The sequence below is a fragment of the Mesorhizobium sp. BR1-1-4 genome, assembly GCF_020165375.1.
GTDB classification, from domain to species: domain Bacteria; phylum Pseudomonadota; class Alphaproteobacteria; order Rhizobiales; family Rhizobiaceae; genus Mesorhizobium; species Mesorhizobium australicum.
Genome location: NZ_JAIUIB010000009.1, coordinates 1 through 22,827, shown reverse-complemented (window position 1 = coordinate 22,827; position 22,827 = coordinate 1). Strand labels below are relative to the sequence as shown.

At 62.7% G+C, this 22,827-nt stretch carries 24 protein-coding genes; 4 read left to right on the top strand and 20 right to left on the bottom strand.

All coding sequences use genetic code 11. The annotated features are described in order from the left end of the window. Positions 1-48: 48 nt before the first annotated feature. The 5 genes from LB571_RS19910 to LB571_RS19890 all read right to left on the bottom strand — a co-directional run bounded on the left by LB571_RS19910 (position 49) and on the right by LB571_RS19890 (position 3,998). Positions 49-933: an aldose 1-epimerase family protein gene (locus LB571_RS19910; RefSeq protein WP_224597237.1), complete on the bottom strand. Its 885-nt coding sequence runs from the start codon at positions 931-933 to the stop codon at positions 49-51. Between the two features lie 198 nt (positions 934-1,131). Continuing rightward, a complete protein-coding gene (locus tag LB571_RS19905) occupies positions 1,132-1,848 on the bottom strand; it encodes a Bax inhibitor-1/YccA family protein (protein WP_224597235.1) in 717 nt (238 codons plus the stop codon). Between the two features lie 23 nt (positions 1,849-1,871). Further along, entirely contained in the window at positions 1,872-2,645 is a 774-nt protein-coding gene (locus LB571_RS19900; RefSeq protein ID WP_224597233.1) for an anti-sigma factor family protein, read from the bottom strand. Continuing rightward, positions 2,642-3,172, bottom strand: coding sequence for a sigma-70 family RNA polymerase sigma factor (locus tag LB571_RS19895; protein ID WP_411909938.1), 531 nt, complete (start codon positions 3,170-3,172; stop codon positions 2,642-2,644). Before LB571_RS19895 ends, LB571_RS19900 begins: the two co-directional genes overlap by 4 nt. An 88-nt stretch (positions 3,173-3,260) precedes the next feature. After that, a complete protein-coding gene (locus LB571_RS19890) occupies positions 3,261-3,998 on the bottom strand; it encodes a histidine phosphatase family protein (RefSeq protein ID WP_318011726.1) in 738 nt (245 codons plus the stop codon). 4 nt (positions 3,999-4,002) lie between these two features. Here LB571_RS19890 and LB571_RS19885 point away from each other — a divergent pair, with 4 nt between their 5' ends. Beyond that, the gene (locus LB571_RS19885; RefSeq protein WP_140664581.1) at positions 4,003-5,187 is read left to right on the top strand and encodes an aromatic amino acid transaminase; all 1,185 of its coding nucleotides are present in this window, start codon (positions 4,003-4,005) and stop codon (positions 5,185-5,187) included. Between the two features lie 89 nt (positions 5,188-5,276). Beyond that, positions 5,277-6,101 (top strand): nucleoside triphosphate pyrophosphohydrolase, encoded by an 825-nt coding sequence (gene mazG / locus LB571_RS19880; protein ID WP_224597229.1) that lies wholly within the window; start codon positions 5,277-5,279, stop codon positions 6,099-6,101. Between the two features lie 52 nt (positions 6,102-6,153). On the opposite strand, the gene hflX is transcribed toward mazG, so the two are convergent. The 8 genes from hflX to dusB all read right to left on the bottom strand — a co-directional run bounded on the left by hflX (position 6,154) and on the right by dusB (position 16,276). Beyond that, positions 6,154-7,545 (bottom strand): GTPase HflX, encoded by a 1,392-nt coding sequence (hflX, locus tag LB571_RS19875; RefSeq protein WP_224597227.1) that lies wholly within the window; start codon positions 7,543-7,545, stop codon positions 6,154-6,156. Further along, positions 7,546-7,791 (bottom strand): RNA chaperone Hfq, encoded by a 246-nt coding sequence (gene hfq, locus LB571_RS19870; RefSeq protein ID WP_006202172.1) that lies wholly within the window; start codon positions 7,789-7,791, stop codon positions 7,546-7,548. A gap of 144 nt (positions 7,792-7,935) precedes the next feature. Further along, complete coding sequence (locus LB571_RS19865) at positions 7,936-8,799, bottom strand: D-amino-acid transaminase (protein WP_140824401.1); 864 nt, start codon at positions 8,797-8,799, stop codon at positions 7,936-7,938. An 86-nt stretch (positions 8,800-8,885) separates the two neighbouring features. Further along, entirely contained in the window at positions 8,886-10,247 is a 1,362-nt protein-coding gene (locus tag LB571_RS19860) for a sigma-54-dependent transcriptional regulator (protein ID WP_015317919.1), read from the bottom strand. After that, a complete protein-coding gene (locus LB571_RS19855; protein ID WP_411961428.1) occupies positions 10,237-12,567 on the bottom strand; it encodes an ATP-binding protein in 2,331 nt (776 codons plus the stop codon). The genes LB571_RS19860 and LB571_RS19855 overlap by 11 nt, the downstream gene beginning before the upstream one ends. A gap of 84 nt (positions 12,568-12,651) precedes the next feature. Continuing rightward, positions 12,652-14,112 carry a nitrogen regulation protein NR(I) gene (gene ntrC, locus LB571_RS19850; RefSeq protein ID WP_023783973.1) on the bottom strand — a complete coding sequence of 487 codons (1,461 nt, stop codon included), beginning with the start codon at positions 14,110-14,112 and terminating at the stop codon, positions 12,652-12,654. Continuing rightward, positions 14,109-15,251 (bottom strand): two-component system sensor histidine kinase NtrB, encoded by a 1,143-nt coding sequence (locus tag LB571_RS19845; protein ID WP_140619608.1) that lies wholly within the window; start codon positions 15,249-15,251, stop codon positions 14,109-14,111. Before LB571_RS19845 ends, ntrC begins: the two co-directional genes overlap by 4 nt. After that, the gene (gene dusB / locus LB571_RS19840; RefSeq protein ID WP_224597225.1) at positions 15,248-16,276 is read right to left on the bottom strand and encodes a tRNA dihydrouridine synthase DusB; all 1,029 of its coding nucleotides are present in this window, start codon (positions 16,274-16,276) and stop codon (positions 15,248-15,250) included. The genes LB571_RS19845 and dusB overlap by 4 nt, the downstream gene beginning before the upstream one ends. Before the next feature lie 140 nt (positions 16,277-16,416). Between dusB and LB571_RS19835 the strand changes: the two genes are divergently transcribed. Further along, entirely contained in the window at positions 16,417-17,646 is a 1,230-nt protein-coding gene (locus LB571_RS19835) for a bifunctional 2-C-methyl-D-erythritol 4-phosphate cytidylyltransferase/2-C-methyl-D-erythritol 2,4-cyclodiphosphate synthase (RefSeq protein ID WP_224597223.1), read from the top strand. Next, entirely contained in the window at positions 17,643-18,152 is a 510-nt protein-coding gene (locus LB571_RS19830) for a CinA family protein (RefSeq protein ID WP_224597221.1), read from the top strand. The genes LB571_RS19835 and LB571_RS19830 overlap by 4 nt, the downstream gene beginning before the upstream one ends. Here the strand turns inward: LB571_RS19830 and LB571_RS19825 are convergent. The 7 genes from LB571_RS19825 to LB571_RS19795 all read right to left on the bottom strand — a co-directional run. Beyond that, a complete protein-coding gene (locus LB571_RS19825; protein WP_023773674.1) occupies positions 18,128-18,586 on the bottom strand; it encodes a type II toxin-antitoxin system RatA family toxin in 459 nt (152 codons plus the stop codon). The two genes, LB571_RS19830 and LB571_RS19825, sit on opposite strands and share 25 nt — an antisense overlap. A gap of 10 nt (positions 18,587-18,596) precedes the next feature. Beyond that, complete coding sequence (lipA, locus tag LB571_RS19820) at positions 18,597-19,562, bottom strand: lipoyl synthase (protein ID WP_224597218.1); 966 nt, start codon at positions 19,560-19,562, stop codon at positions 18,597-18,599. 137 nt (positions 19,563-19,699) lie between these two features. Next, a complete protein-coding gene (locus LB571_RS19815) occupies positions 19,700-19,957 on the bottom strand; it encodes a GlsB/YeaQ/YmgE family stress response membrane protein (protein WP_140619600.1) in 258 nt (85 codons plus the stop codon). A gap of 99 nt (positions 19,958-20,056) precedes the next feature. Further along, positions 20,057-21,505, bottom strand: coding sequence for a dihydrolipoyl dehydrogenase (gene lpdA / locus LB571_RS19810; protein WP_224597215.1), 1,449 nt, complete (start codon positions 21,503-21,505; stop codon positions 20,057-20,059). Positions 21,506-21,520: 15 nt separating this feature from the next. Next, a complete protein-coding gene (locus LB571_RS19805) occupies positions 21,521-22,156 on the bottom strand; it encodes an SGNH/GDSL hydrolase family protein (protein WP_015317930.1) in 636 nt (211 codons plus the stop codon). A gap of 4 nt (positions 22,157-22,160) precedes the next feature. After that, complete coding sequence (locus tag LB571_RS19800) at positions 22,161-22,565, bottom strand: hypothetical protein (protein ID WP_224597211.1); 405 nt, start codon at positions 22,563-22,565, stop codon at positions 22,161-22,163. Positions 22,566-22,579: 14 nt separating this feature from the next. Next, on the bottom strand, positions 22,580-22,827 hold a 248-nt coding region (locus tag LB571_RS19795; protein WP_224597208.1), incomplete at its 5' end, for a 2-oxo acid dehydrogenase subunit E2.

Genomic DNA, 22,827 nt, shown 5'->3' with positions numbered 1-22,827 from the left:
ACAGCCCCGGCCCGGCTTTGCGCCCGCTTCATGGCTTGCAGGAAAACTTTACCGAGGCCCCTGCTCCACGCTGATCCGGTAACTCAGCGAACGCCTCGCGCCCGGCGCGATCAGCATCAGGCCGGGCTTGTCGGTGAACTCGCCATCGAAATCCAACGGACTGGCAATGCCGTGCCAGGGCTCGATGCACAGGAACGGTGCGCCGCCGGGTTTGGACCAGATGCCCACTTCCTGAAATCCCTGCCATGAGACCTCGATCGCCGGACCGTCATCGGCGCCGTAGCGAACGCTGTTGCTGGCCGGCCGGTCCAGGATCACAGCGTCGTCCTCAAACAGCCGTTCGGACAGCACGAGCACAGTGCCTTTGACCGGCGTTGGCTGCGGCGTTGCGATGAGCAGGCCATCCTTCAGCCGGCGGATCGGCGCTGGCTCTGCCTGGGCAAACGTCAGGCGATAGGCGTCCTTGGCCATATCGGGCAGAACCGGCCAGTTGAACGCCGGATGCGCCCCGATCGACGCCGGCATCGGTTCGTCGCCCGGGTTGGTAATCTCGAATTCTATGTCGAGTTGCGCCTCGCCCAGCGTATAGGTCACGGCCAGTCGAAATGCGAACGGGTAGTGCGTTCGGGTTTCCGCGTCGTCGGCGAGCACCAGCGTGCAGGATCGAGGCCCCCTCTCCGCCCACATAAAAGGCTTGTCGCGGGCGAAGCCGTGCTGCGTCATCGGATAGGTCTGGCCGCGATGGTGCAGGTGATCGCCATTCAGCCGGCCGACGATCGGAAACAGCACCGGCGAATGGCGCCGCCAGGCCGGTCCAGCCTGCCACAGGAACTCAAATCCTCGTGCATCCCGCAGGGAAACCAACTCTGCGCCGTGGGCGATGATGGTTGCCGATATGCCCTCGCCATGAAGCGTCAGACTGTCCTGTTCCATATGTCCTCGCGGTTCGTCCGGCGTGGCCGGCAGGCTAGCAAATGGCCGGGCGTGAACTCAAGGTGGCGGACGGCATTTGCATTTCACGCGATCCCGATGAACCTTGATGGTGGGCCAGGCGCCCCTTTCGAAAGAAGATGGCCGGAGGTTTCCCTCCGGCCAGCCAAGGCTCAAAGCTGTTGCCTGCTACGGTCCGGACTATTCCCGCTCGCCGGTAAAATTCAGCAGCAGCTGGAAGATGTTGATGAAGTTCAGATAGAGCGAGAAGGCACCGAAGACGGCGAGCTTCTGGCGCGACTCCGCATCGAAATTCTCCGCGTATTGCTCCTTGATCGTCTGCGTGTCCCAGGCCGTCAGGCCAATGAACACGGCGATGCCGATGACCGAGATGGCGAACTGCAGCGCGGTCGAGCCGAGGAAGATGTTGACGATGCTGGCGATCACCACGCCGATCAGGCCCATGATCAGGAAGGACGAGAACTGCGTCAGGTCGCGCCTTGTCGTGTAGCCATAGAGGCTGGTGGCGCCGAACATGGTGGCGGCGATGAAGAAGGTGCGCGCGATGCTGGTGCCGGTGAAGACGAGGAACACCGAAGCCAGCGACAGGCCCATGACGGCACAGAAGGCCCAAAACATCGCCTGCGCGCTTGCCGCTGACATGGTCTGCATCTTGAACGAAAACAGGAGCACGAAGGCGAGCGGCGCCAGCATCACCACCCATTTCAGCGGGCTGGAAAAGATCGGCACATAAAGCGCCGGCGTCGACGACACCAGGAAGGCGACAAGGCCGGTAACCACCAGGCCAAGGCCCATATAATTGTAGACGCGCAGCATGTGCTGGCGCAGGCCCTCGTCATAGACGGCTCCAGTCCGGGCGCCTGTGCCCACGCGGTGTCCAAGATTGGGCGTATTCATTCGAGGTCTCCTTTGTGGATTGGTCAGTAAAGCGTTCTGGCGAGCGTTTCGGCGGCGCGGTCGAGATCATGAACCTCGCTCTTGGCGACGACAGCGTAGGCGACATCGCCGATCTGGAAATAGGCCGAGGAGATGTCGCCCGAGGGCGCCATGGTCGGCTTGACTACATCGAAAGTGCCCGGCCGGATCGCAAACAGCGAAACCAGGCCCATCTCCTTGGTGTCGACCGCAATCTCGACACTCGGGCCGAAGCGCGACGGATAGATCTGCACGTCGCGGACCTTCCAATCCTTCGGCAGCGCCGGCATGACGATGGCGGTGGCGGCGCGGATCTCGCCGGCATTGTAATTAGGCGCCTCGGTCTGCGAGGGCATGTTTTCGCGCAGCAGCGTGGTCCTGTGTGCCTGTACCGCCTCGTCGACATAGGCGGGCGGCTGCGGTGAAGCGACGACCTTGGTCACCGACATCGGCCCGACGATGCCGTTGGCCAGCCAACCGGCGGCAACGAAAGCGGCGACCGCTGCCGCGCGTTGCAGCACACCGAAGATGCGGCCCCGGCCAAGCCCCCTCTCCAGCCGCCGCGCCGCATCGGCCGTCGCCGGCCGCGCCATGCCTTCGGAGCCGGCCAGCGCCACGCGCAATTCATCGCGGGTGCGCAGATCCGACATCACACGCGCGGCCGTGTCCGGACGCGCCGACAGGAAGGCTTCGACCTCGATGCGGCGGCTGACGTCGAGCTGGTCGTCGATATAGGCGTCGAGATCGGCGTCCGTAACCGGGTCGACAAGAGCGGTCATGAGTCACCTCCCACGATCCTGAGATGATTTTTGCCCCGGGCGGGCGCCTCTTCCATCTGCCGCAAGGCTGTGCGCGCCCTGCCGATACGCGACATCAGCGTGCCCAGCGGCACGCCGCTGGCGTTGGCGGCCTGCTGGTAGGAGAGCCCTTCGATGGCGACCAGATGCAGCGCCGAGCGCTGCTCTTCCGGCAGGCTGAAAAAGGCTTCGCGAACCTGCGCCAGGCGCACGGAATGGTCCTGCGGCGCCGGGGTGCTGCCGTCGGCCAGATATCGGGCCTGTTCGAGGCGTGCCGCTTCCGAGCGGCGCGAGCGCACGCGGTCGATGAAGGTGTTGTGGACGATCGACAGCAGCCAGGCGCGCAGGTTTCCGCCCGAGCGGAACGTGCCGCGCCGCTCATAGGCGCGCACCAGCGCGTCGTGGACGAGATCCTCGGCCTCGACGCCGTCGCGCGTCAGCGAACGGGCGTAGCGCCGCAGCGACCCGAGTTGTCCAATGATGTCAAAGCGTGGCATCGACCGTTTCATGCCCTGTTTACGGAGCAGTGGGGATTTTAATCCCGGCCGTGCCGTTTTTTCTTCGCGCGAAATATCGGTTGCAGGTATCTCGTCTCGCCTAGGTTCCGTGAACGCCCTTAGGTCCAAGTGGTTTTGCCGGTTTGGGAACCGTGACACCGCAGGCGCGCAACACCCACCGGCGGCCGTCGCTGCGAAAATCGGTGATGCTCAGTGGCTCGACGTCGATCTTTGAGCTGGCGGCAAGCGGCGCCCCGAGAACATGCAGGATCGCGGCGCGGATGACGCTGGCATGGGTCACGGCGATGGTATGGCCACGTTCGGCGATCAATCGATCCATCAATCCAGCGGTCCGTCGGGCAACATCGGCCACCGACTCACCACCATGCGGGGCCACATTCGGATCCGTAAGCCATGCGGCAATTTCTTCAGGCTGTCGCGCCTGCACCTCTTCAAAGCTCTTGCCTGCCCATCGTCCGTTATTCTGGTCGGCCAGCATCGGATCGACAGTCGCGTTCAGCGACAGCGCGTCGGCGGTCTGACAGGCGCGAAGCGCCGGCGCTGTCCACACACGGTCGGCGCGACGCAGCGTCCCGCGCATCGCCTTTGCCAATGTCAGCGATCGTGGCTCCAGCGGTTCATCCGAGGGAAACCGCCCTTTCCGGGTCGCCGCCGTGGCACCGGCGCAGATCATGGTCAGACGGACGAGCATGGCATGCCTTCTCTGAAGTGGTTGAAAAGCCGCACCAGCAGGTGCCGCCTTTCGCGCCGGCGCGATCAAAACCGCTGGTGAAACGTGGCCAATTTGCGTATCACTCCGCCGCGCCAACGGAACCATAATGATGTTCGAAGACCTGCAGCCAGCTGCCGCCGACAAGATTCTTGCGCTGATCGGCCTCTATCGCGCCGATCCACGCCCTGGCAAGGTCGATCTCGGTGTCGGCGTCTACAAGGATCGCGACGGCAAGACGCCGGTTATGCGGGCCGTGCGCGAGGCCGAGAAGCGACTGCTGCAGAGCCAGGATACCAAGACCTATCTCGGCCTTGCCGGCGATACCGGGTTCAACACTATGATGGCCAAGCTCGCCTTCGGTCCAGGCGCGGACCTGTCGCGCATCCGGGCGGCACAGGCGCCTGGTGGCTCCGGCGCGCTGCGGTTGGTGGCAGAACTGCTCAAGCGGACGCGTTCGGATGCCACGGTCTGGGTCTCCGACCCGACCTGGCCGAACCATATGCCAGTGATGCGTTCCGCCGGCCTGCAGATTCGCGAATATCCCTATTTCGATGCGGCCTCGGGAGCGGTTCGTTTCGACGACATGCTGGCGACGCTGCGGTCGGCCAACAGCGGCGACGTGGTGCTGCTGCATGGCTGCTGCCACAATCCGACCGGCGCCAATCTGGATGCGGCCCAGTGGGAAGCCATCGCCGATCTCGTCGTCGAGCGCGGCCTGCTGCCATTTGTCGACATCGCCTATCAAGGCTTTGGCGACGGCCTGGAGGCCGATGCCCTCGGCTTGCGGCTGCTGGCCGCGAAAGTTCCGGAAATGGTTGTCGCGTCGAGCTGCTCGAAGAATTTCGCGGTGTACCGCGACCGGGTCGGCGCGGCGATGATCCTGGCCAGGGACGGCGCGCAGGCCGACGTCGCGATGAGCCAGATGCTGTCGGCGGCGCGCGCCATGTATTCTATGCCGCCCGACCATGGCGCGGCGGCGGTGCGCATCGTCCTGGAAGACGCCGCGCTGCGTGCCGACTGGGAAGCAGAACTGGAAGAGATGCGTCTTCGTATGCTGAGGCTTAGGGTCGCATTCGCCGAGGCGCTGCGCCGGCAATCCAATTCCGACCGCTTCGACTTCGTTGCTAGCCATCGTGGCATGTTCTCGCGGCTCGGCCTCACGGAAGCGCAGGTCGAAAGGCTGCGCGCCGAGCACGCCGTCTACATGGTCGGCGACAGCCGCATCAACGTCGCCGGCCTGCCCGAGGACGGCATGGATGACCTCGCCAAGGCGATCGTTTCCGTGCTGGACTGACGAGGCGGGTACGGTGCGCCTGTGGACAAGGTCCCCTCGCCGGCTGACAGCGTTGGCCGAGTGGCGGTTCGCGCGATAGCATCCGCACCATGACGCCATCGAAAGACATTTCACGCCTGATCGAGATCATGGCGGCGTTGCGCGCGCCGAAGACCGGCTGCCCGTGGGATATCGAGCAGGACTTCTCCACCATCGCGCCCTACACGATCGAGGAGGCCTACGAGGTGGCGGATGCCATCGCGCGCGGCGATCTCGACGATTTGCGCGACGAACTCGGTGACCTCCTGCTGCAGGTCGTCTACCATGCCCAGATGGCGCAGGAAGCCGGCGAATTCGCCTTCCCTGACGTTGTCCAGGCCATCACCACCAAGATGATCCGCCGCCATCCGCACGTCTTTGGCGATGAGAAGGCCCGCAGCGCCGGCATGGCCAAGGGCATGTGGGAGAAGATCAAGGCGCAGGAGAAGGCCGAGAAGCGACAAGCCCGCCTCGCACGCGGCCTCGACCCGGAGGACAACGGCAAGGGGTTCCTGGACAGTGTTCCGGTCGCCCTGCCCGCCTTGACGCGAGCGCTGAAGCTTCAGGAAAAAGCCGCCCGTGTCGGCTTCGACTGGAGCGAGGCGGCTCCCATCCTGGACAAGATCGAGGAAGAGATCGGGGAGTTGCGCGAGGCTTTGGCGAGGGGTGAGACGGCCTCGATCAAGGACGAGTTCGGCGACATGTTGTTTGCCGTCGTCAATCTCGGCCGTCACCTGAAGCTCGATTCGGAGGCGGCACTCAGCGGCACCAACGAGAAATTCCGCTCACGCTTCCACTATGTCGAGCGAGCCCTGGAAAAATCAGGCGGCTCGCTGGAGGAAGCTAGCCTAGAGGAGATGGAAGCGCTCTGGCAGGAAGCAAAAACTGCAAGGTAAGCCTATAGCCTCGGACGGAAAACCGCGATACTTCTTCTCGAATTTCTGCGCGTTAGCCGTTGTTTTTGCGACGCAATCGGCTTTCAATCTCTTCGCGGGCGCTTTGCGTGGCCTTCAGCGAAACGGTGGCGCTGCCATCGTCATTGTCGGTTCGCGAAACGACATCGCCATTGCGATAAAGCCAGTCGACCAGGCCGAATTGTGCCGGCTCGATCGTCACCGTCAGGTCTTGCAGTTCGCCGGCCATCCGCGTTTCGATGACCGCTTTCAGCGCATCGATGCCTTCGCCTGACACCGCCGATACGGCAATCGGCGGCTCCTTGGAACCGTCGGCGCTGTCGGCAAGCAGCCGCTGCCTGTTGCCTTCGTCCAGCAGGTCGATCTTGTTCCAGACTTCGATCACGCGCCTGGTGTCGCTGGCGTCGACGCCGAGATCGGCGAGGATGCGCTCGACATCCTCGGCCTGCGCCGCCGTGTCGGGATCGGAAATGTCGCGCAGATGGATGACGAGATCGGCCTCGACCACCTCTTCCAAGGTCGCCCGGAACGCCGCGATCAGATGCGTCGGCAGGTCCGAAATGAAGCCCACCGTATCGGAAAGAATGATCGGCGTGCCATGCGGCAGCCGCACGCGGCGCAGTGTCGGATCCAGCGTGGCGAACAGCATGTCCTGCGCCAGCACCCCTGCTCCGGTCAGCTTGTTGAACAGCGTCGACTTGCCGGCGTTGGTGTAGCCGACGATCGCCACCACTGGAAACGGCACCTTCTTGCGCTTGGCGCGGTGCAGGTCGCGGGTGCGGCGCACGGTTTCCAGCTCGTGCTTCAGCTTTATGATCTTTTCCTGCAACTGCCGCCGATCGGATTCGATCTGCGTTTCACCGGGGCCACCGAGGAAGCCTGCACCGCCACGCTGACGCTCCAGGTGGGTCCAGCTGCGCACCAGGCGGCCCTTCTGGTAGTTGAGATGGGCAAGCTCGACCTGCAGCGTGCCTTCCTTGGTGCGCGCCCGTTCGCCGAAGATCTCCAGGATCAGCCCGGTGCGATCCAGCACCTTGGCGTTGAATTGCTTCTCGAGATTGCGCTGCTGCACCGGCGTCAGCGGATGATCGACGATGACCACTTCCGCCTGCCCTTCCTTGACGATCCCGGCGAACTCCTCGACCTTGCCGCTGCCCAGCAACGTCGCCGGGCGCGGGTCGTTGACGGTCACGACCGCCGTATGGATCAGATCAAGGTCGATGGCGCGGGCAAGGCCGACTGCTTCGTCGTGGCGCGCCTCGGCCGAGCGCGTCAGCCGCGGACGGTTCGTGTCATCGTCGTTACGCGGTTGGCGGGTAAGCAGAGGCACAATGACAACGGCCCGGGTCGGACCCTTGGCTTCCGTCCCGGGATGATGCGCTGGTTTTCCGCGAACCGTGCCGTCCGCGTCCTTCTCACGTGCCAATCAGGCGCCCTGGCTTTCCTCGCCATCGAACATCTGAACCGGCTGGCTCGGCATGATCGTGGAAATGGCGTGCTTGTAGACGAGTTGGGAGTGACCGTCGCGGCGCAGCAGGACGCAGAAATTATCGAAAGAAGTGACCACGCCGGTCAGCTTCACGCCGTTGATAAGAAAGATGGTGAGCGGGTTCTTGCTCTTGCGAACTGAATTCAGGAACAGGTCCTGAAGGTTTTGCGATCGTTCCGCCATTGTTTTTGTCTTTCGCCGATCCCCTTCGGTTTGCAGCCAATGCGCCAAATTAGCGGGCACATGTCAAGCGCGCAAACACCCTCTTGCCGTCAGTAACGACAAGCAGAACGAGATATATTGATGTTCATTCCACCTGTGCGGTTATCAGGCTGGACTTTTTTCCGCAATGTCAAAAAAGGCATGCCGCAACGAAAGTGTTATTGAGCCGGGGTGGCCATTGGCTATGGGATCGCCGTCAATGGCCACGATCGGCATGGCAATAGTCGTCGCGGAACTGATGAATGCTTCGCGGGCCGCTTTGGCCTCGGCGACGGAAAATTCCCGTTCCTCGATCTTCAGGCCGAGCCTTGCCGCGACTTCGAACATGGTGGTGCGCGTGATGCCGCGCAGAATGCCATGTTCGGCCGGCCGGGTGACCAGAACGCCATCCCTGGTAACGATCCAGGCATTCGACGACCCGCCCTCCTTGACGTTGCCGTCGGCATCCACGAACCACGCCTCCTGCGCGCCCGCTTCCTTGGCCTTCTGCTTGGCCAATACATTGGGCAGCAGCCCGACGGTCTTGATGTCGACGCGGTCCCACCGGTTCTCCGGCACGGTGATGACGGCGATACCGGTCTCGGCTCGCTTGGCTCCCGCGGCAGGGTCGGCCTTCCTGGCTGTCACCACCAGCGCGGGCTTGACGTTCGCCGATGGGAAGACAAATTCCCGGCTGGCGACACCGCGCGTCACCTGAACATAGACCAGGCCGTTGACGACATGATTGCGGTTGACCACTTCGCGCAGGATCAGCGGCAACACGTTGCGTGTCACCGGCCAGGCGATCGACAGTTCGGTCAGCGAGCGGTTCAGCCGGGCAAGGTGGCGCGGCATGTCGACGATGAAGCCGCGCGCCACCTCGCAGACCTCGTAGACACCGTCGGCGAACTGATAGCCGCGATCCTCGATATGCACGGAGGCATCGGCATGAGTGATGTAGCGCCCGTTCACATAGGCAATGCGCGGCATGGTCACCTCGGGAGATTTGGTTCGGCCTGTTTAAGCGATTCCGCCGTGCAGGTAACGGACAATCGCGTGGGCCACCGAGGATTGGGTCAGACGCCCAGCGACTTCAGCTTGCGGTGCAAGGCGGAACGCTCCATGCCGATGAACTCGGCTGTCTTCGAAATGTTGCCGCCGAACCGGTTGATCTGGGCGATCAGATAGTCCTTTTCGAACTGTTCGCGTGCCTCGCGCAGCGGCAGCGCCATTATATGCTGGTCCGACTGGTTCGGCGTGCGCGGCATGACATCCCCGATTTCGGACGGCAGCAGATCCGCGGTGATCGGCGCGTCCACGTCCTCGCCGCGCGCCAGGATCATCAGTCGCTCGACGTTGTTGCGCAACTGGCGCACGTTGCCGGGCCAGTTGTGCGCCTGCAGCACGGCCAGCGCGTCGTCGCCGATACGGCGTGGCTTGATGCCAGCCTGGCGGGCGATCTGCTTCATGAAGTTGTCGACGAGATAGGGAATGTCCTCGCGCCGCTCGGCCAGTCCCGGCACCATGACCGGAACCACGGCGAGCCGGTGGTAGAGATCCTCGCGGAAACGCCCGTCGGCGATCATCGCCTCGAGGTTCTGGGAGGTCGAGGAAATGATGCGGACGTCGACCTTGACCCGCTTAGTACCGCCCACCCGCTCGAATTGCTGTTCGACCAGGACGCGCAAAATCTTGTTCTGCGTCTCGCGCGGCATGTCGGCCACTTCGTCGATGTAGAGAATGCCGCGATGGGCCTCCTCCAGCGCCCCCACCTTGCGTTCGACCCCGTTCGATTCGGTGCCGAACAGTTCGATCTCCATGCGTTCAGGCGTGATATTGGCGGCGCTCAGTGTCACGAACGGCCCGCCCTTGCGCGTCGACAGCGTATGAATGGCGCGGGCGGCCAGTTCCTTGCCCGATCCGGAAGGGCCAACGATCATCACCCGGCTGTTGGTCGGCGCGACACGCTCGATTGTCTGGCGCAACTGGCTCATCGCCGAGGACATGCCGATCAAATCGAAAGTCTCGCCGCTGCGCAGCTTGAGGTCGGAAACTTCGCGGCGCAGTTTCGAGGTCTCGAGTGCGCGTTCGGCAATGAGGATCAGCCTGTCGGCCTTGAACGGCTTTTCGATGAAATCATAGGCGCCGCGACGGATGGCGGAAACCGCCGTTTCGATGTTGCCGTGGCCTGAAATCATCACTACCGGCAGGTTCGGGTGCATGGTCTTGATCTCGTCGAGCAGCGCCAAGCCGTCCAGACGCGAACCCTGCAGCCAGATATCAAGGAAGATCAGCCTCGGTGCTCGGTCGGCGATAGCCGCCAGTGCGCTGTCGGCATCGAATGCCGTACGGGTTTCGTGACCCTCGTCACTCAGGATGCCCGCGACGAGTTCGCGGATGTCTTCCTCGTCATCGACGATGAGAATATCAGACGCCATTATCGACCTTTTCAGTTTCTCTTTCGTGGTCCGCCTTGGTTTCGCCGCGCGGCAGCGCGCTGGTTGCAGGCGGCAGGATGATGCTGATCATCGCGCCGCGCCCGCCGTGGAAATCCGCAGGCGCGTCATGGAGTTCCAGCCTGCCGCCATGGTCCTCCACGATCTTCTTGACGATAGCGAGACCAAGCCCGGTGCCCTTTTCACGCGTGGTCATATAGGGCTCCAGCAACCGTTGGCGATTCTCGCGCGGCAGGCCTTTGCCATTGTCGATGACATCGATGCGAATCGCGCCATTCTGACGGCCGGCTTGAATCCGGATTATGCCGTGCGAACCGTCCTTATGTTCCAGTCCGTCGATCGCCTCGGCGGCATTCTTGATCACATTGCCGAAAGCCTGGGCCATCAGCCGGCTGTCGAACGTTCCCTTGAGCGGCTCGTTCCCGAATATCCGCTCGAAGGTGATGTCGGCGCGGCTGACTTCGACCAGGAAGGAAGCCTCGCGCAGCGATTCGCGCAGGTCGATGGCCTTCATCTCGGGCTTTGGCATGCGCGCGAAAGCCGAGAACTCGTCGACCATGCGGCCGATATCCTCCACCTGCCGGATAATGGTGTCGGTGCACTGGTCGAAAACCTCGCGGTCTTCGGTGATGACCTTGCCGTAGCGGCGCTTGATGCGTTCGGCGGAAAGCTGGATCGGCGTCAGCGGATTCTTGATCTCGTGGGCGATGCGCCGCGCCACGTCGGCCCAAGCGGATGAGCGCTGGGCCTGAACCAGATCGGTGATGTCGTCGACGGTCACGACATAGGATTTTTCCTCCGAGCCGTCGTCGCCTGCCTCGATGGTGACCTGCACATTGAAGGTCCGCTCGGCGCCGGCGCGATAGAAGGTCACCTGTTCGCGGTAGACCGGCTTGCCGGATTTACGACCGATCTCGAAGACGCGGCCGACATGCGGCAGGATTGCGGAAAGATTCTGCCCAAGTGCCGCGCTGGCGGAAACGGCCAGCATCGATTCGGCAGAACGATTGACGATGGTGATGATGCCGTAAGGGTCGACGCCGATGACGCCGGCGGTGACGCCGGCAAGCACGGCTTCGGAAAAACGCCGCCTCTCATCGATCAGGTCCTTCGCTGACAGGATCTCGTTGCGCTGCGATTTGAGCTCCAGCAGCATCTTGTTGAACGTGTCGCCGAGCGAGGCGACATCGCCATCGGATGGCCGCACCGGCACTGCGACGTCGAGATTGCCGGTCGCGACTTCGTCGGCAGCGCCGATCAGCTGACGGATCGGCCGCACGAGCCGGTCGGCAACAGCTATGCCGGTCCAGATTGCCGATAGGATGATGATCAGGGTCAGCGACAGATAGGGCAGCGCAAACGCCACTTGCGAGGTACGCCTGTTGTCCTCGAGATTGCGATACTCGTCGGTGTTGGACCTGACGATCTGCCGCGCCTTGATCACCTCGGGGTCGACCAGACGGATGGTGTAGAGATAGAGGCCATCGAGCTCGCGCAGCTTGACGATGGCGCCCATGATGTTGCGCGTGCGCGGCTCGATCAGCACCGGCTTGCCGTCGGTGGCGGTGGCCACCGCTCCTTCCGGCGGTTCCGGCATGGCGAAATCGGCATCGGTCTTGGCGCTCATGACGAAGGAGCCATCGGGCTTGATCAGCGCGGCATGCGCCAGCGAGCGCCCCACGGCTTCCTTGTTCATGAGATCGAGAAAGCCGGTGCGATCGAGGCCGTAGAGCGTTCGCGACGCATCGAGATCGTAGGCCATCGACAACGTCGTACCCTGCAGGTTGCGCGCGTTCTCCTGCACATAGGCGTCGGCGATCGACAGGGACGAATTGACGATCGTCTTGGTGCGAATTTCGAACCAGCGATCAAGGCCGATATCGAGCGTGATCGAGGCGATGATCGCCACCATGATGGCGGGAATGGCGGCGACGAGAGCGAACATGGCAACGATGCGCACATGCAGCCGAGAAGCCGCTTTGCCATGCCGGCGCGCCATGACGATGCGATGCACCTCGCGTCCAACCAGCGCGATGAGGAAGAGCACGAAGGCGGCGTTGAGAGCGATCAGCGCCCAGGTCGTTTTGGCGTCAGGCGCAATCGGTGTCGCACCGACCAGGATGGCGAACGAAATAGCCGCCATGACCAAGGCACCGACGACCGCCACCACGCCGGGGAGTGCCAGCAGCCGGCGCCCGTCGCGCGCGCCAGGTTCGCTGAAGAGCGGTTTGTTGAGTACAGGTGTCTGCGGAGCCATGTCGCCGTCTAGAGCCAGTGATTGCGTCCGATCTATGCAACGCATTGTGGCGATTATGCAACAAGTGTGACAACTACAGGACTCTTTCCCCGGTCGGTCCCCTGAAAAGATCCTGTATGCAGCGCGGGCTCAGGTCTGGCGGGAGGACTTGTAAACGTTGACGCCCAATTCGCGAATCTTCTTGCGCAGGGTGTTGCGATTGAGTCCCAGGAGCTCGGCGGCCTTGATCTGGTTGCCGCGGGTTGCCGTCATCGAAGCCAGCACCAACGGATATTCGACTTCGGACAAGATACGCTCGTACAGACCGGCAGGCGGCAATTCGCCCGCAAAGGAGGCGAAATAGCGCTGCAGGAAGTGCTCCACCGCCTGCCCGATGGAAAGATCGTCGGGAATGAGGTTGCCGCCACCCGGTACCACGGGGCGTTCGCCCGTCTTGAGCTCCGTCTCGATGATCTCGGCGGAAATCTCGTCCTGCGAATAAAGCGCGGCGAGCCTGCGGACCAGGTTTTCCAGCTCGCGCACATTGCCTGGCCAGGGATAGCGCTTCATCAGTTCGATGCCGCCGGAAGAGATGCGCTTGGTCTGCAGCCCCTCCATTTCGCCGAGCTTGAAGAAATGGCGCACCAGATCGGGCACATCCTCGGAGCGTTCGCGCAAGGCCGGCAACCTGAGCGGCACGACATTGAGACGGTAGAAAAGATCCTCGCGGAAGAGGCCCTGGTTGATCAGCGTACGCAGGTCCTTGTTGGTGGCGGCGACAATGCGCACATCGGTCTTGATCGGCGTGCGGCCGCCGACGGTCGTGTACTCGCCCTGCTGCAGGACGCGCAGCAAGCGCGTCTGCGCCTCCATCGGCATGTCGCCGATCTCGTCGAGGAACAGCGTGCCGCCCTCCGCCTGCTCGAAGCGACCGGTCGAGCGGCTCTGCGCGCCGGTGAAGGCGCCCTTCTCGTGACCGAACAGTTCCGATTCAATGAGATCGCGCGGGATAGCCGCCATGTTGATGGCAACGAACGGGCCGCCACGACGGCGCCCATATTCATGCAGCGCGCGCGCCACCAGTTCCTTGCCGGTGCCCGATTCGCCCGAAATCATCACCGTCAGGTCGGTCTGCATCATGCGCGCCAGCATGCGGTAGATGTCCTGCATGGCTGCCGAACGGCCGACCAGCGGCATCGTTTCGGGCGGCTCTTCTTGCCTGGCATCGATCTTCGGCCGCCGGGGCTCGGACAAAGCGCGGTTGACGATGTTAAGGAGTTCGGTCAGGTCGAAAGGCTTCGGCAGATACTCATAGGCGCCCGTTTCGGAGGCGCGGATCGCCGTCATGAAAGTATTCTGGGCACTCATGACGATAACGGGCAGTTCCGGCCGTGCCTTCTTGATGCGCGGCAGCATGTCGAAAGCGTTCTCGTCAGGCATCACGACATCGGTGATGACGAGATCCCCCTCGCCAGCCGCCACCCAGCGCCACAGAGTCGACGCGTTGGAGGTGACGCGCACCTCGTGACCGACACGCGACAGGGCCTGATTGAGAACGGTGCGGATCGCAGCGTCGTCGTCGGCGACCAGAATATTGCCGCGAACGGTCATTTGCGGTCTCCTTCACCGTCTTGATCAGCGCCAAGCGCCGTTTCCTTCCAGGCCGGCATCAGAACCCGGAATGTTGTCGCGCGCGGCGTCGAATCGCATTCGATGATGCCGCCATGTTCACCGACGATCTTGGCGACCAGCGCCAGCCCGAGCCCCGAGCCGTTCGGCTTGGTGGTGATGAAGGGATCGAACAGGATCGGCAGGATATCCTCCGACACGCCGGAACCATTGTCGCGCACGCAGAACTCCAGCGGCAGCGACACGCGGTCCTGCGTCCCCGGAACCGAAACGCGAATACCGGGCCGGAAGGCGGTGGACAGCACGATCTCGCCCTGGGGGTCGCTACCGATTGCCTCGGCGGCGTTCTTGATCAGATTAAGGAACACCTGGATCAGCTGATCACGATTGGCAAACACCGGAGGCAATGATGGATCATAGTCCTCCAGTATCTTGATTTTCCTAGCGAAACCGTTCTTTGCGATCGCTTTCACGTGATCGAGCACCACATGGATGTTGACGGGATAGCGGTCGATCGGCCGCTCGTCGGAAAACACCTCCATGCGGTCGACCAGCGACACGATACGGTCCGTCTCATCGGTGATCAGCCGCGTCAGCGCGCGATCCTCATCGGAAGCGGACAGCTCGAGCAGCTGAGCCGCCCCCCTGATGCCGGAGAGCGGGTTCTTGATCTCATGCGCCAGCATCGCCGCCAGACCGGTCACCGAGCGCGCGGCGCCGCGATGCGTCATCTGCCGGTCGATCTTGTCGGCCATCGACCGCTCCTGGAACATGACCACGACGGAGCCCGGAAACTCCGGTACCGGCGCGACATAGAGATCGACGACCTTTTCGATGCCGAGGCGCGGCGACGAAACGTCGACCCGATATTCGTTGACGGGCGCGCGGCGCTCGCGCACCTGGTCGACCAGTGTCAGCAGCGGACTGCCGAAGGGTATGAGCTTGGACAGGGTGTTGCGCGCCAGCATGGTCGCGCTGGAGCGAAAGAAGTCCTCGGCATCGGCATTGGCGAAGGTGATGAAGCCTTCCTCGCTGATCATGATCACCGGGCGGCGGATCGTGTTTAGCACGATCTGGGCAGCATCCGCCATTTCAACGCCTTGGCCAGGGGTTGCGGTCATGCGGCGCTCCGCAGGTTCAAGGTTTGCGGATCGCGCGAAAACACGTCACGCAGCAAGGCAATGACGCGGGCCGGTTCGGACGCGGTCAATATCGCTTTCCTACTCTCGCCAGCGACACCCTCGGCATGTCGGTCGAGATACCAGCCCAGATGCTTGCGCGCTTGGCGCAGGCCGCTCTCGATGCCGTAAAGCGCCAGCATGTCCTCGTAGTGGGCGACGACATAATCGGTAAGCTCTTGCGCGGTCTCGGGAATGCTGGGCGAAAATGTCCCGCCGGCAGCCGCAGCGATGCCGCCGGCGACCCACGGCGCGCCATAATGGGCGCGACCGACCATCAACGCATCGGCGCCGGACTGTTCGAGAACGGCGGCTGCCTCGCTTGGGGAGCAGACATCGCCATTGGCGACGACCGGAATGGAAACAGCCTCCTTGACGCGAGCGATGGCGCGCCAGTCCGCCTTGCCCTGGTAGAACTGACAGCGTGTGCGGCCATGGACCGTGACCATCCTGACGCCCGCCTGCTCGGCCCGGCGCGCCAGGACAGGAGCGTTGAGTGCGCCTTCGTCCCAACCCAGCCGCATCTTGACCGTCACCGGCACCTTGACCGCGCCCACCACGGCCTCGATCAGCGAGAGCGCGTGGTCGAGGTCCAGCATCAATGCCGAACCGGCATAGCCACCGGTGACCTTCTTGGCCGGGCAGCCCATATTGATGTCGATGATGTCGGCGCCCTCGCCGGCGGCGATCCGCGCGCCTTCGGCCATATGCATTGCCTCGCGCCCGGCAAGCTGCACCATGTGGACGGGCAGTCCGGAATGGCGTATCCGCAGGCCACAACCCGCCCTGCCCTTGGCGAGTTCGCCGCTGGCCACCATTTCGGACACCACCAGGCCTGCGCCATGCCCATGGGCGCGCTGCCTGAACGCCTCGTCCGTGATCCCCGACATTGGCGCGAGGAAGACGCGGTTGAGTATTCTGACGCCGCCGACGTCGAGAGACTGGGCCAATCCGGTCAAGTTAACCATGCACAAAAACCAAGCACGTCCATTCGTTGCACATTCTCTAGCCAGATCGAGAGAAATGTGCAACGCGGAATGACGCCACATTAAGGCGCAATTGGGAAAATGCTGGCCTTCGGCCTTGGCCGCGACTAGGACCGGACTGCATGACTGGCGCAACCGAAAAACAGGCTCCGGATCCGGGTGGCAAAGTCGCGGTGGTTATCGTCGCGGCCGGCCGCGGCGCGCGCGCCGGACAAACCGATGGTCCGAAGCAATATCAACGAATTGGCGGACGCGCCGTTATCGCTCGTGTGATAGACATTTTTCTGGCGCACCCACTCATCGGCCGGATTGTCGTGGCGATCCATGCAGAGGACCGCGAGCTTTTTCAGCAAGCGGTCGGAACCGATGCGGATCGGGTAACGGCAATTGCCGGAGGCGCGACCAGGCAGGATTCGGTTCGGCTCGGGCTGCAGGCGCTGAGAAGCTACGCGCCGGACAAGGTCCTCATCCACGACGCCGCGCGCCCCTTTGTCGACATGGATCTGATCGACCGCACCATCGCGGCCATCGGCGAACGTGAAGGCGCGCTTCCCGCCCTGCCGGTCGCCGACACGCTGAAACGCGAATCGGCGACCGGCATGGTCGGCGAAACGGTGCCAAGGAGCGGGCTGCACGCGGCGCAAACGCCGCAAGGCTTTCCCTTCCTCGCGATCATGACGATGCATGAGCAAGCCTATGACAGCGGCAAATCCGACTTTACCGACGACGCGTCGATCGCCGAATGGATGCAAATGCCGGTAAAGCTCGTTCCGGGATCGCCCGACAATGTCAAACTCACATGGGCACGGGACATCGCCATGGCGCACCAGCGACTTTCCAGCGAGCGGACACACTTTCCCGATATCCGCACCGGCAATGGCTACGATGTCCACGCCTTCGAGCCCGGCGACCATGTTACGCTTTGTGGCGTCGCCATCCCGCATGACAGGAAACTGTCGGGTCATTCCGACGCGGATGTCGGCCTGCACGCCCTGACCGACGCGCTGCTGGCGACCTGCGGGGCCGGCGACATCGGCACGCACTTTCCTCCGTCCGATCCGCAGTGGAAAGGCGCTGCATCGCGGATATTCGTCGAACATGCGGCAAGACTGGTGCGGGAGCGCGGCGGACGCATCGCCAATGCCGATATCACGCTGATCTGCGAGGCGCCGCGCGTCGGCCCGCACCGCGAGGCGATGACATCAGTCCTTTCGCTGATGCTGGGCATTTCCGCCGACCGCATCTCGGTCAAGGCGACAACCAACGAGAAGCTCGGCTTTGTCGGCCGCGAGGAAGGTATCGCGGCGATCGCCACCGCCAGTGTGGTGTTTCCAGGCGAGGTTCCGGAATGACCAACAGCGAACTGGCAACCGCCCTGTTTGAGGCGTGCCGGGAGCGCGGCATCATGCTGGCGACCGCGGAAAGCTGTACCGGCGGGATGATCATCGCCGCGCTGACCGACATTGCCGGTTCTTCCGCCGTGGTCGATCGCGGCTTCATCACCTATTCCAATGAAGCCAAGATGGACATGCTCGGTGTTCGCGCCGCCACGCTCGACGTGCATGGTGCGGTCTCGGGCGAGACAGCCATCGAGATGGCCGCCGGAGCGCTCGCCCGTTCGCGTGCCGGGCTGGCGCTGGCCGTCACCGGCATTGCCGGTCCGGGTGGCGGTTCCAGGGAAAAGCCGGTCGGGCTGGTCTGGTTTGGCGTTGCGGTGAACGGCCGACCCGTGACGGCTGAACGCAAGCTGTTTGCCGACAATGGCCGTGACTTCATCCGCCGGGAAACGGTCCATCATGCACTTGAGATCGGCTTGCAGGCGCTTGGCGAGAGTCAGGCCGCCGGTTTCTTGCCGTAGATGATGTCGGCGCGCTTTTCAAAAGCTTCGGCGAACATGCGGAAGGCACGATCGAACATCGTGCCCATCAGCGCACCCAGGATGCGGCTCTTGAATTCATAGTCGATGAAGAAGCGCACGGCACAACCGGCACCATCCGGCTCGAACCGCCAGACATTGCTCAGATATTTGAACGGGCCGTCAATATACTTCACGTCGATGGCATGTTCGTCGGGCTTGAGCAGCACCTGCGTCGTGAAAGTCTCCCGGATCGCCTTATAGCCGATGCTCATGTCGGCCACGAGGATGGTGCGGCCGTCACGCTCCTTGCGCGAGCGGACCGTCAACGCTTCGCAAAGCGGCAGGAATTGCGGGTAAGTTTCGATGTCGGCGACCAGCGCGAACATCTGCTCAGGCGTGTGGGCGACGCGGCGGGTGGCTTCGAATTTCGGCATGAAACCGGCGTTAGACCAATTTCTGGAGCTGCGCTTCGCGCGCGGCGCGCAGCCGGGCGAAATCGTCGCCGGCATGGTGCGAAGAGCGTGTCAGCGGGCTCGATGCCACCAGCAGGAAACCCTTTGTCCTGCCGATCGTCTCGAAGGACTTGAATTCCTCCGGCGTGACGAAGCGGATCACCGGGTGGTGCTTCTTCGACGGCTGCAGGTATTGGCCGATGGTCATGAAGTCGACATTGGCCGAACGCAGATCGTCCATTAATTGCAGGATTTCGTTCCGCTCCTCGCCAAGGCCGACCATGATGCCGGACTTGGTGAAAATCGACGGATCGAGTTCCTTGACCCGCTGCAGCAGCCGGATCGAGTGGAAATAGCGGGCGCCCGGCCGGACCTTAAGATAATTCGACGGCACGGTTTCGAGGTTGTGGTTGAAGACGTCGGGCCGGGCCGCCACGACGATCTCCAGTGCGCCTTCCTTGCGCAGGAAATCGGGCGTCAGGATTTCGATCGTCGTCAGAGGCGTTGCCGCCCGGATCGCACGGATGACATCGGCGAAGTGCTGCGCACCGCCATCGTCGAGATCGTCGCGGTCAACGGAGGTGATGACGACGTGGCTGAGGCCCATTTGCTTGACGGCATGCGCGACACGCGCGGGCTCGTCGGAGTCGAGTGCGGTCGGGATGCCAGTGGCGACATTGCAGAAGGCGCAGGCGCGCGTGCATATCTCGCCCATGATCATGAAGGTGGCGTGCTTCTTTTCCCAGCACTCACCGATGTTCGGGCAACCGGCCTCTTCGCATACTGTCACCAGCTTGTGCGATTTCACGATCTCCCGTGTCTCGGCATATCCCTTCGACACCGGCGCCTTGACGCGGATCCAGTCCGGCTTGCGCAATACCTCCTGGTCGGGCTTGTGGGCCTTCTCGGGATGCCGCAGCCGCGGCGCGTTGGCGATCGTGTCGAGGACAGTGACCATCTGAACCCTGGCCTTTCTTGCGACCGCCCGTCGGCGATCGTCACCTTAACGTCATCTAGGACTTTTCGGGACAAAGAAAAAGGCTGCAGCGGCGCATGCCGCTACAACCGTTTTCGCATAGCCGAAAACGATATCGACTAACGGCGCACCAGGCGACCTACCCAGATCAGCAGGCAGGCACCGATGAAGCCGGTGATCAGATAGGCGGTCCAGCCGACGCCGAACACGCCGATGTTGAGCGCCTGCAAGACTGCGTTCAGCACCACCGCGCCAACGATGCCCATGATAATGTTCATGAATATGCCGGTGTTGCTCTTCATGACCATTTCGGCCAACCAGCCTGCCAGGCCGCCGATAATGATTGCTGCGATCCAGCCCACGCCGTTCAAGTGCATATGCCTTCTCCTTGCGCCAGTAAAAATGCATTCGGAAACGAACTGCCTCGCCGTCGAGATCCCACGGCTTTGACAGCTGAGTCTCCCGCGGGGAATCTATCATGCGTTCAAGGCGCGGCCATAGGCGTCGAGCACGCTTTCCTTCATCATCTCGGACAGCGTCGGATGCGGGAAGATGGTGTGCATCAGCTCTTCCTCGGTGGTTTCGAGGTTCATCGCCACGACAAAACCCTGGATCAGTTCCGTGACTTCGGCGCCGACCATGTGTGCGCCGAGCAACTGACCGGTCTTCTTGTCGAAGATGGTCTTGATGAAGCCTTGGTCTTCGCCAAGCGCGATGGCCTTGCCGTTGGCCCCGAACTGGAAGCGGCCGACGCGGATATCCTTGCCCTCGGCCTTGGCTTTTGCTTCCGTCAGTCCAACCGAGGCGACCTGCGGATTGCAGTAGGTGCAACCAGGGATCTTGAGCTTGTCCGTGGCGTGAACACCGGGGAAGTTCGCGATCTTCTCGACGCACACGACGCCCTCGTGCTCGGCCTTGTGAGCAAGCATGGGCGGACCGGCGACATCGCCGATGGCGTAGATACCAAGCACATTGGTCTTGCCATAACCGTCGATGACCACGCAACCGCGCTCGGTCTTAACACCGAGTGCTTCAAGGCCGAGGTTCTCGATATTGCCCTGGACGCCAACGGCCGAGATCATGCGATCGGCGGTGATCTTCTCGACCTTGCCGTCTTTCATCTCGACATGCGCGGTAATCGAGTTCGTCCCCTTCTCGACCTTGGTTACCTTGGCCTCGAGGATGATCTTCATGCCTTGCTTCTCGAACTGCTTTTGCGCGAATTTCGAGACCTCGGCGTCCTCGACCGGCATCACCGCCGGCAGCAGCTCGACCACCGTGACCTCGGCGCCCATTGTGCGATAGAAGGAGGCGAATTCGATGCCGATAGCGCCTGAGCCCATCACCAGCAGCGACTTCGGCATCTCCTTCGGCACCATGGCTTCGAAATAAGTCCAGATCAGCTTGCCGTCCGGCTCTATGCCGGGCAGAGCGCGCGGCCGGGCGCCGGTCGCCAGGATGATGTGCTTGGCGGTGTAGGTGCCCTCGCCCTTGACGCCTTTCGGCACTGGAGGCTGCGGCTCCATCGGCTTCTTGGCCGTCTTGGAGACGACGATCTCGCCTGGTTTTGTCAGCTTGGCCTCACCCCAGATGACGTCGACCTTGTTCTTCTTCATCAGGAAGGCGACGCCGCCATTGAGCCTGAGCGACACTTTTCGCGACCGATCGACGACGGCGGCGGTATCGGCACTGATCTTGCCGCCATCGAGCTTCAGGCCATAATCCTTCAGATAATCGGAATAATGCATGATCTCGGCCGACCGCAGCAGCGCCTTGGTCGGAATACAGCCCCAATTCAGACAGATGCCGCCCAGATGCTCGCGCTCGACGATCGCCGTCTTGAAGCCGAGCTGGGCGGAACGCACCGCGGTGACATAGCCGCCGGGGCCGGAGCCGATGATGATGACGTCATAGTTCTCAGCCACGGGTTTCTCCTTCAATCACAATTCCAGCATGACGCGCACGACCGGCGTCAGCGCCTCGCCAATGTTTCGCGTATTCTCGGCATCGAGGTGGACGCCATCGAGAGGTGTTGTTTGCGCCACCGTGCCAGCGTCGAAGAAGCCGCAGCCGACCTCGTCGGCGAGTGCGGCGTATTGCGGCGCAAGCTGCTTCGAGGCCTCATCGCCGCCGGCGAACATCTCCCTGAAGTCGGCATTTTCGGTGCGGCTGACAAGAGGCGGCGAAACGATCAGGATCTGCGGTGCCGGCCAGTCGAACGGATAGTCGTGGCCACGCACGATATCGATCAGCCGCTGGATGCCTTGTTTGGCGGCAACCGGGTTGCCATGGATCCATGGCTTCATGTCATTGGCGCCGAGCATGATGACGATCAGGTCGATCGGCGCATGCGTCGTCAACACTGTCGGCAGCAGCCGCGCGCCGTTGCGATCGGCTCCGGCCAGATGATCGTCGAAGGCGGTGGTGCGGCCATTGAGCCCCTCCGCGACGACTTGAACGCCTTCGCCGAGGCCTGCTTGCAGGACGCTTGGCCAGCGATCCCCGAGCCCATGACGGCCGCCCTCGGCATTGTAGCCCCAGGTCAGCGAGTCGCCGTAACAAAGCACCGTCTTCATCCGTTCAACCTGCCTTTGTGTCGGCCACGCCGCGCTTCACGCGCCAGCGTACGAACAACCAATGGATGACGATCGTCACCAGGCCCGGCAGACCGAGACCGGCAACCATCGGTATGTCTTTCGCGGCGCTGCTGTCGCTGTAGAGGATCAGCGCGACCAGCAGGACGAGAAGCGCCACAAAGGCAATCAGCGTCCACTTGCCCGCCCTGGCAACGGCCGCGACCGGATCGTTCGTCAATTGCGCAACGAAGAAGATGAAGGTGGCGACAAAAGTCACCAGCACCGAGAACATGAAGACGATGATGTATTCTTCCTCGGCGCCGGTGGCGACAGCCAACCATTGCGCGATAAGGCCGCCGGCCAAGCCGGAAATCAAAAAGGCGAAAAGGCTGGTGAAGAATATCCGCACAGCCTTTCCCTTTCCTAGACCAGCATGCCCATCGGATTCTCGATCAGCTTCTTGAAGGCGACCAGCAGTTCGGCCCCCAGCGCGCCATCAACCGCACGATGGTCAGTCGACAGCGTCACCGACATCACGGTGGCGATCTTGATCTCGCCGTTCCTGACCACCGCCCGCTCCTCGCCGGCGCCGATCGCCAGGATCGTCGCATGCGGCGGGTTGATGACGGCGGCAAAGTCCTTGATGCCGAACATGCCGAGATTGGAGACGG

Bases quoted from the DNA above. Each gene is read 5' to 3' on its own strand.
- LB571_RS19910 (WP_224597237.1), bottom strand. From the start codon at position 933: ATGGAACAGGACAGTCTGACGCTTCATGGCGAGGGCATATCGGCAACC.
- LB571_RS19905 (WP_224597235.1), bottom strand. From the start codon at position 1,848: ATGAATACGCCCAATCTTGGACACCGCGTGGGCACAGGCGCCCGGACT.
- LB571_RS19900 (WP_224597233.1), bottom strand. From the start codon at position 2,645: ATGACCGCTCTTGTCGACCCGGTTACGGACGCCGATCTCGACGCCTAT.
- LB571_RS19895 (WP_411909938.1), bottom strand. From the start codon at position 3,172: ATGAAACGGTCGATGCCACGCTTTGACATCATTGGACAACTCGGGTCG.
- LB571_RS19890 (WP_318011726.1), bottom strand. From the start codon at position 3,998: ATGGTTCCGTTGGCGCGGCGGAGTGATACGCAAATTGGCCACGTTTCA.
- LB571_RS19885 (WP_140664581.1), top strand. From the start codon at position 4,003: ATGTTCGAAGACCTGCAGCCAGCTGCCGCCGACAAGATTCTTGCGCTG.
- mazG (WP_224597229.1), top strand. From the start codon at position 5,277: ATGACGCCATCGAAAGACATTTCACGCCTGATCGAGATCATGGCGGCG.
- hfq (WP_006202172.1), bottom strand. From the start codon at position 7,791: ATGGCGGAACGATCGCAAAACCTTCAGGACCTGTTCCTGAATTCAGTT.
- LB571_RS19865 (WP_140824401.1), bottom strand. From the start codon at position 8,799: ATGCCGCGCATTGCCTATGTGAACGGGCGCTACATCACTCATGCCGAT.
- LB571_RS19860 (WP_015317919.1), bottom strand. From the start codon at position 10,247: ATGGCGTCTGATATTCTCATCGTCGATGACGAGGAAGACATCCGCGAA.
- LB571_RS19855 (WP_411961428.1), bottom strand. From the start codon at position 12,567: ATGCGTTGCATAGATCGGACGCAATCACTGGCTCTAGACGGCGACATG.
- ntrC (WP_023783973.1), bottom strand. From the start codon at position 14,112: ATGACCGTTCGCGGCAATATTCTGGTCGCCGACGACGACGCTGCGATC.
- LB571_RS19845 (WP_140619608.1), bottom strand. From the start codon at position 15,251: ATGACCGCAACCCCTGGCCAAGGCGTTGAAATGGCGGATGCTGCCCAG.
- dusB (WP_224597225.1), bottom strand. From the start codon at position 16,276: ATGGTTAACTTGACCGGATTGGCCCAGTCTCTCGACGTCGGCGGCGTC.
- LB571_RS19835 (WP_224597223.1), top strand. From the start codon at position 16,417: ATGACTGGCGCAACCGAAAAACAGGCTCCGGATCCGGGTGGCAAAGTC.
- LB571_RS19830 (WP_224597221.1), top strand. From the start codon at position 17,643: ATGACCAACAGCGAACTGGCAACCGCCCTGTTTGAGGCGTGCCGGGAG.
- LB571_RS19825 (WP_023773674.1), bottom strand. From the start codon at position 18,586: ATGCCGAAATTCGAAGCCACCCGCCGCGTCGCCCACACGCCTGAGCAG.
- lipA (WP_224597218.1), bottom strand. From the start codon at position 19,562: ATGGTCACTGTCCTCGACACGATCGCCAACGCGCCGCGGCTGCGGCAT.
- LB571_RS19815 (WP_140619600.1), bottom strand. From the start codon at position 19,957: ATGCACTTGAACGGCGTGGGCTGGATCGCAGCAATCATTATCGGCGGC.
- LB571_RS19805 (WP_015317930.1), bottom strand. From the start codon at position 22,156: ATGAAGACGGTGCTTTGTTACGGCGACTCGCTGACCTGGGGCTACAAT.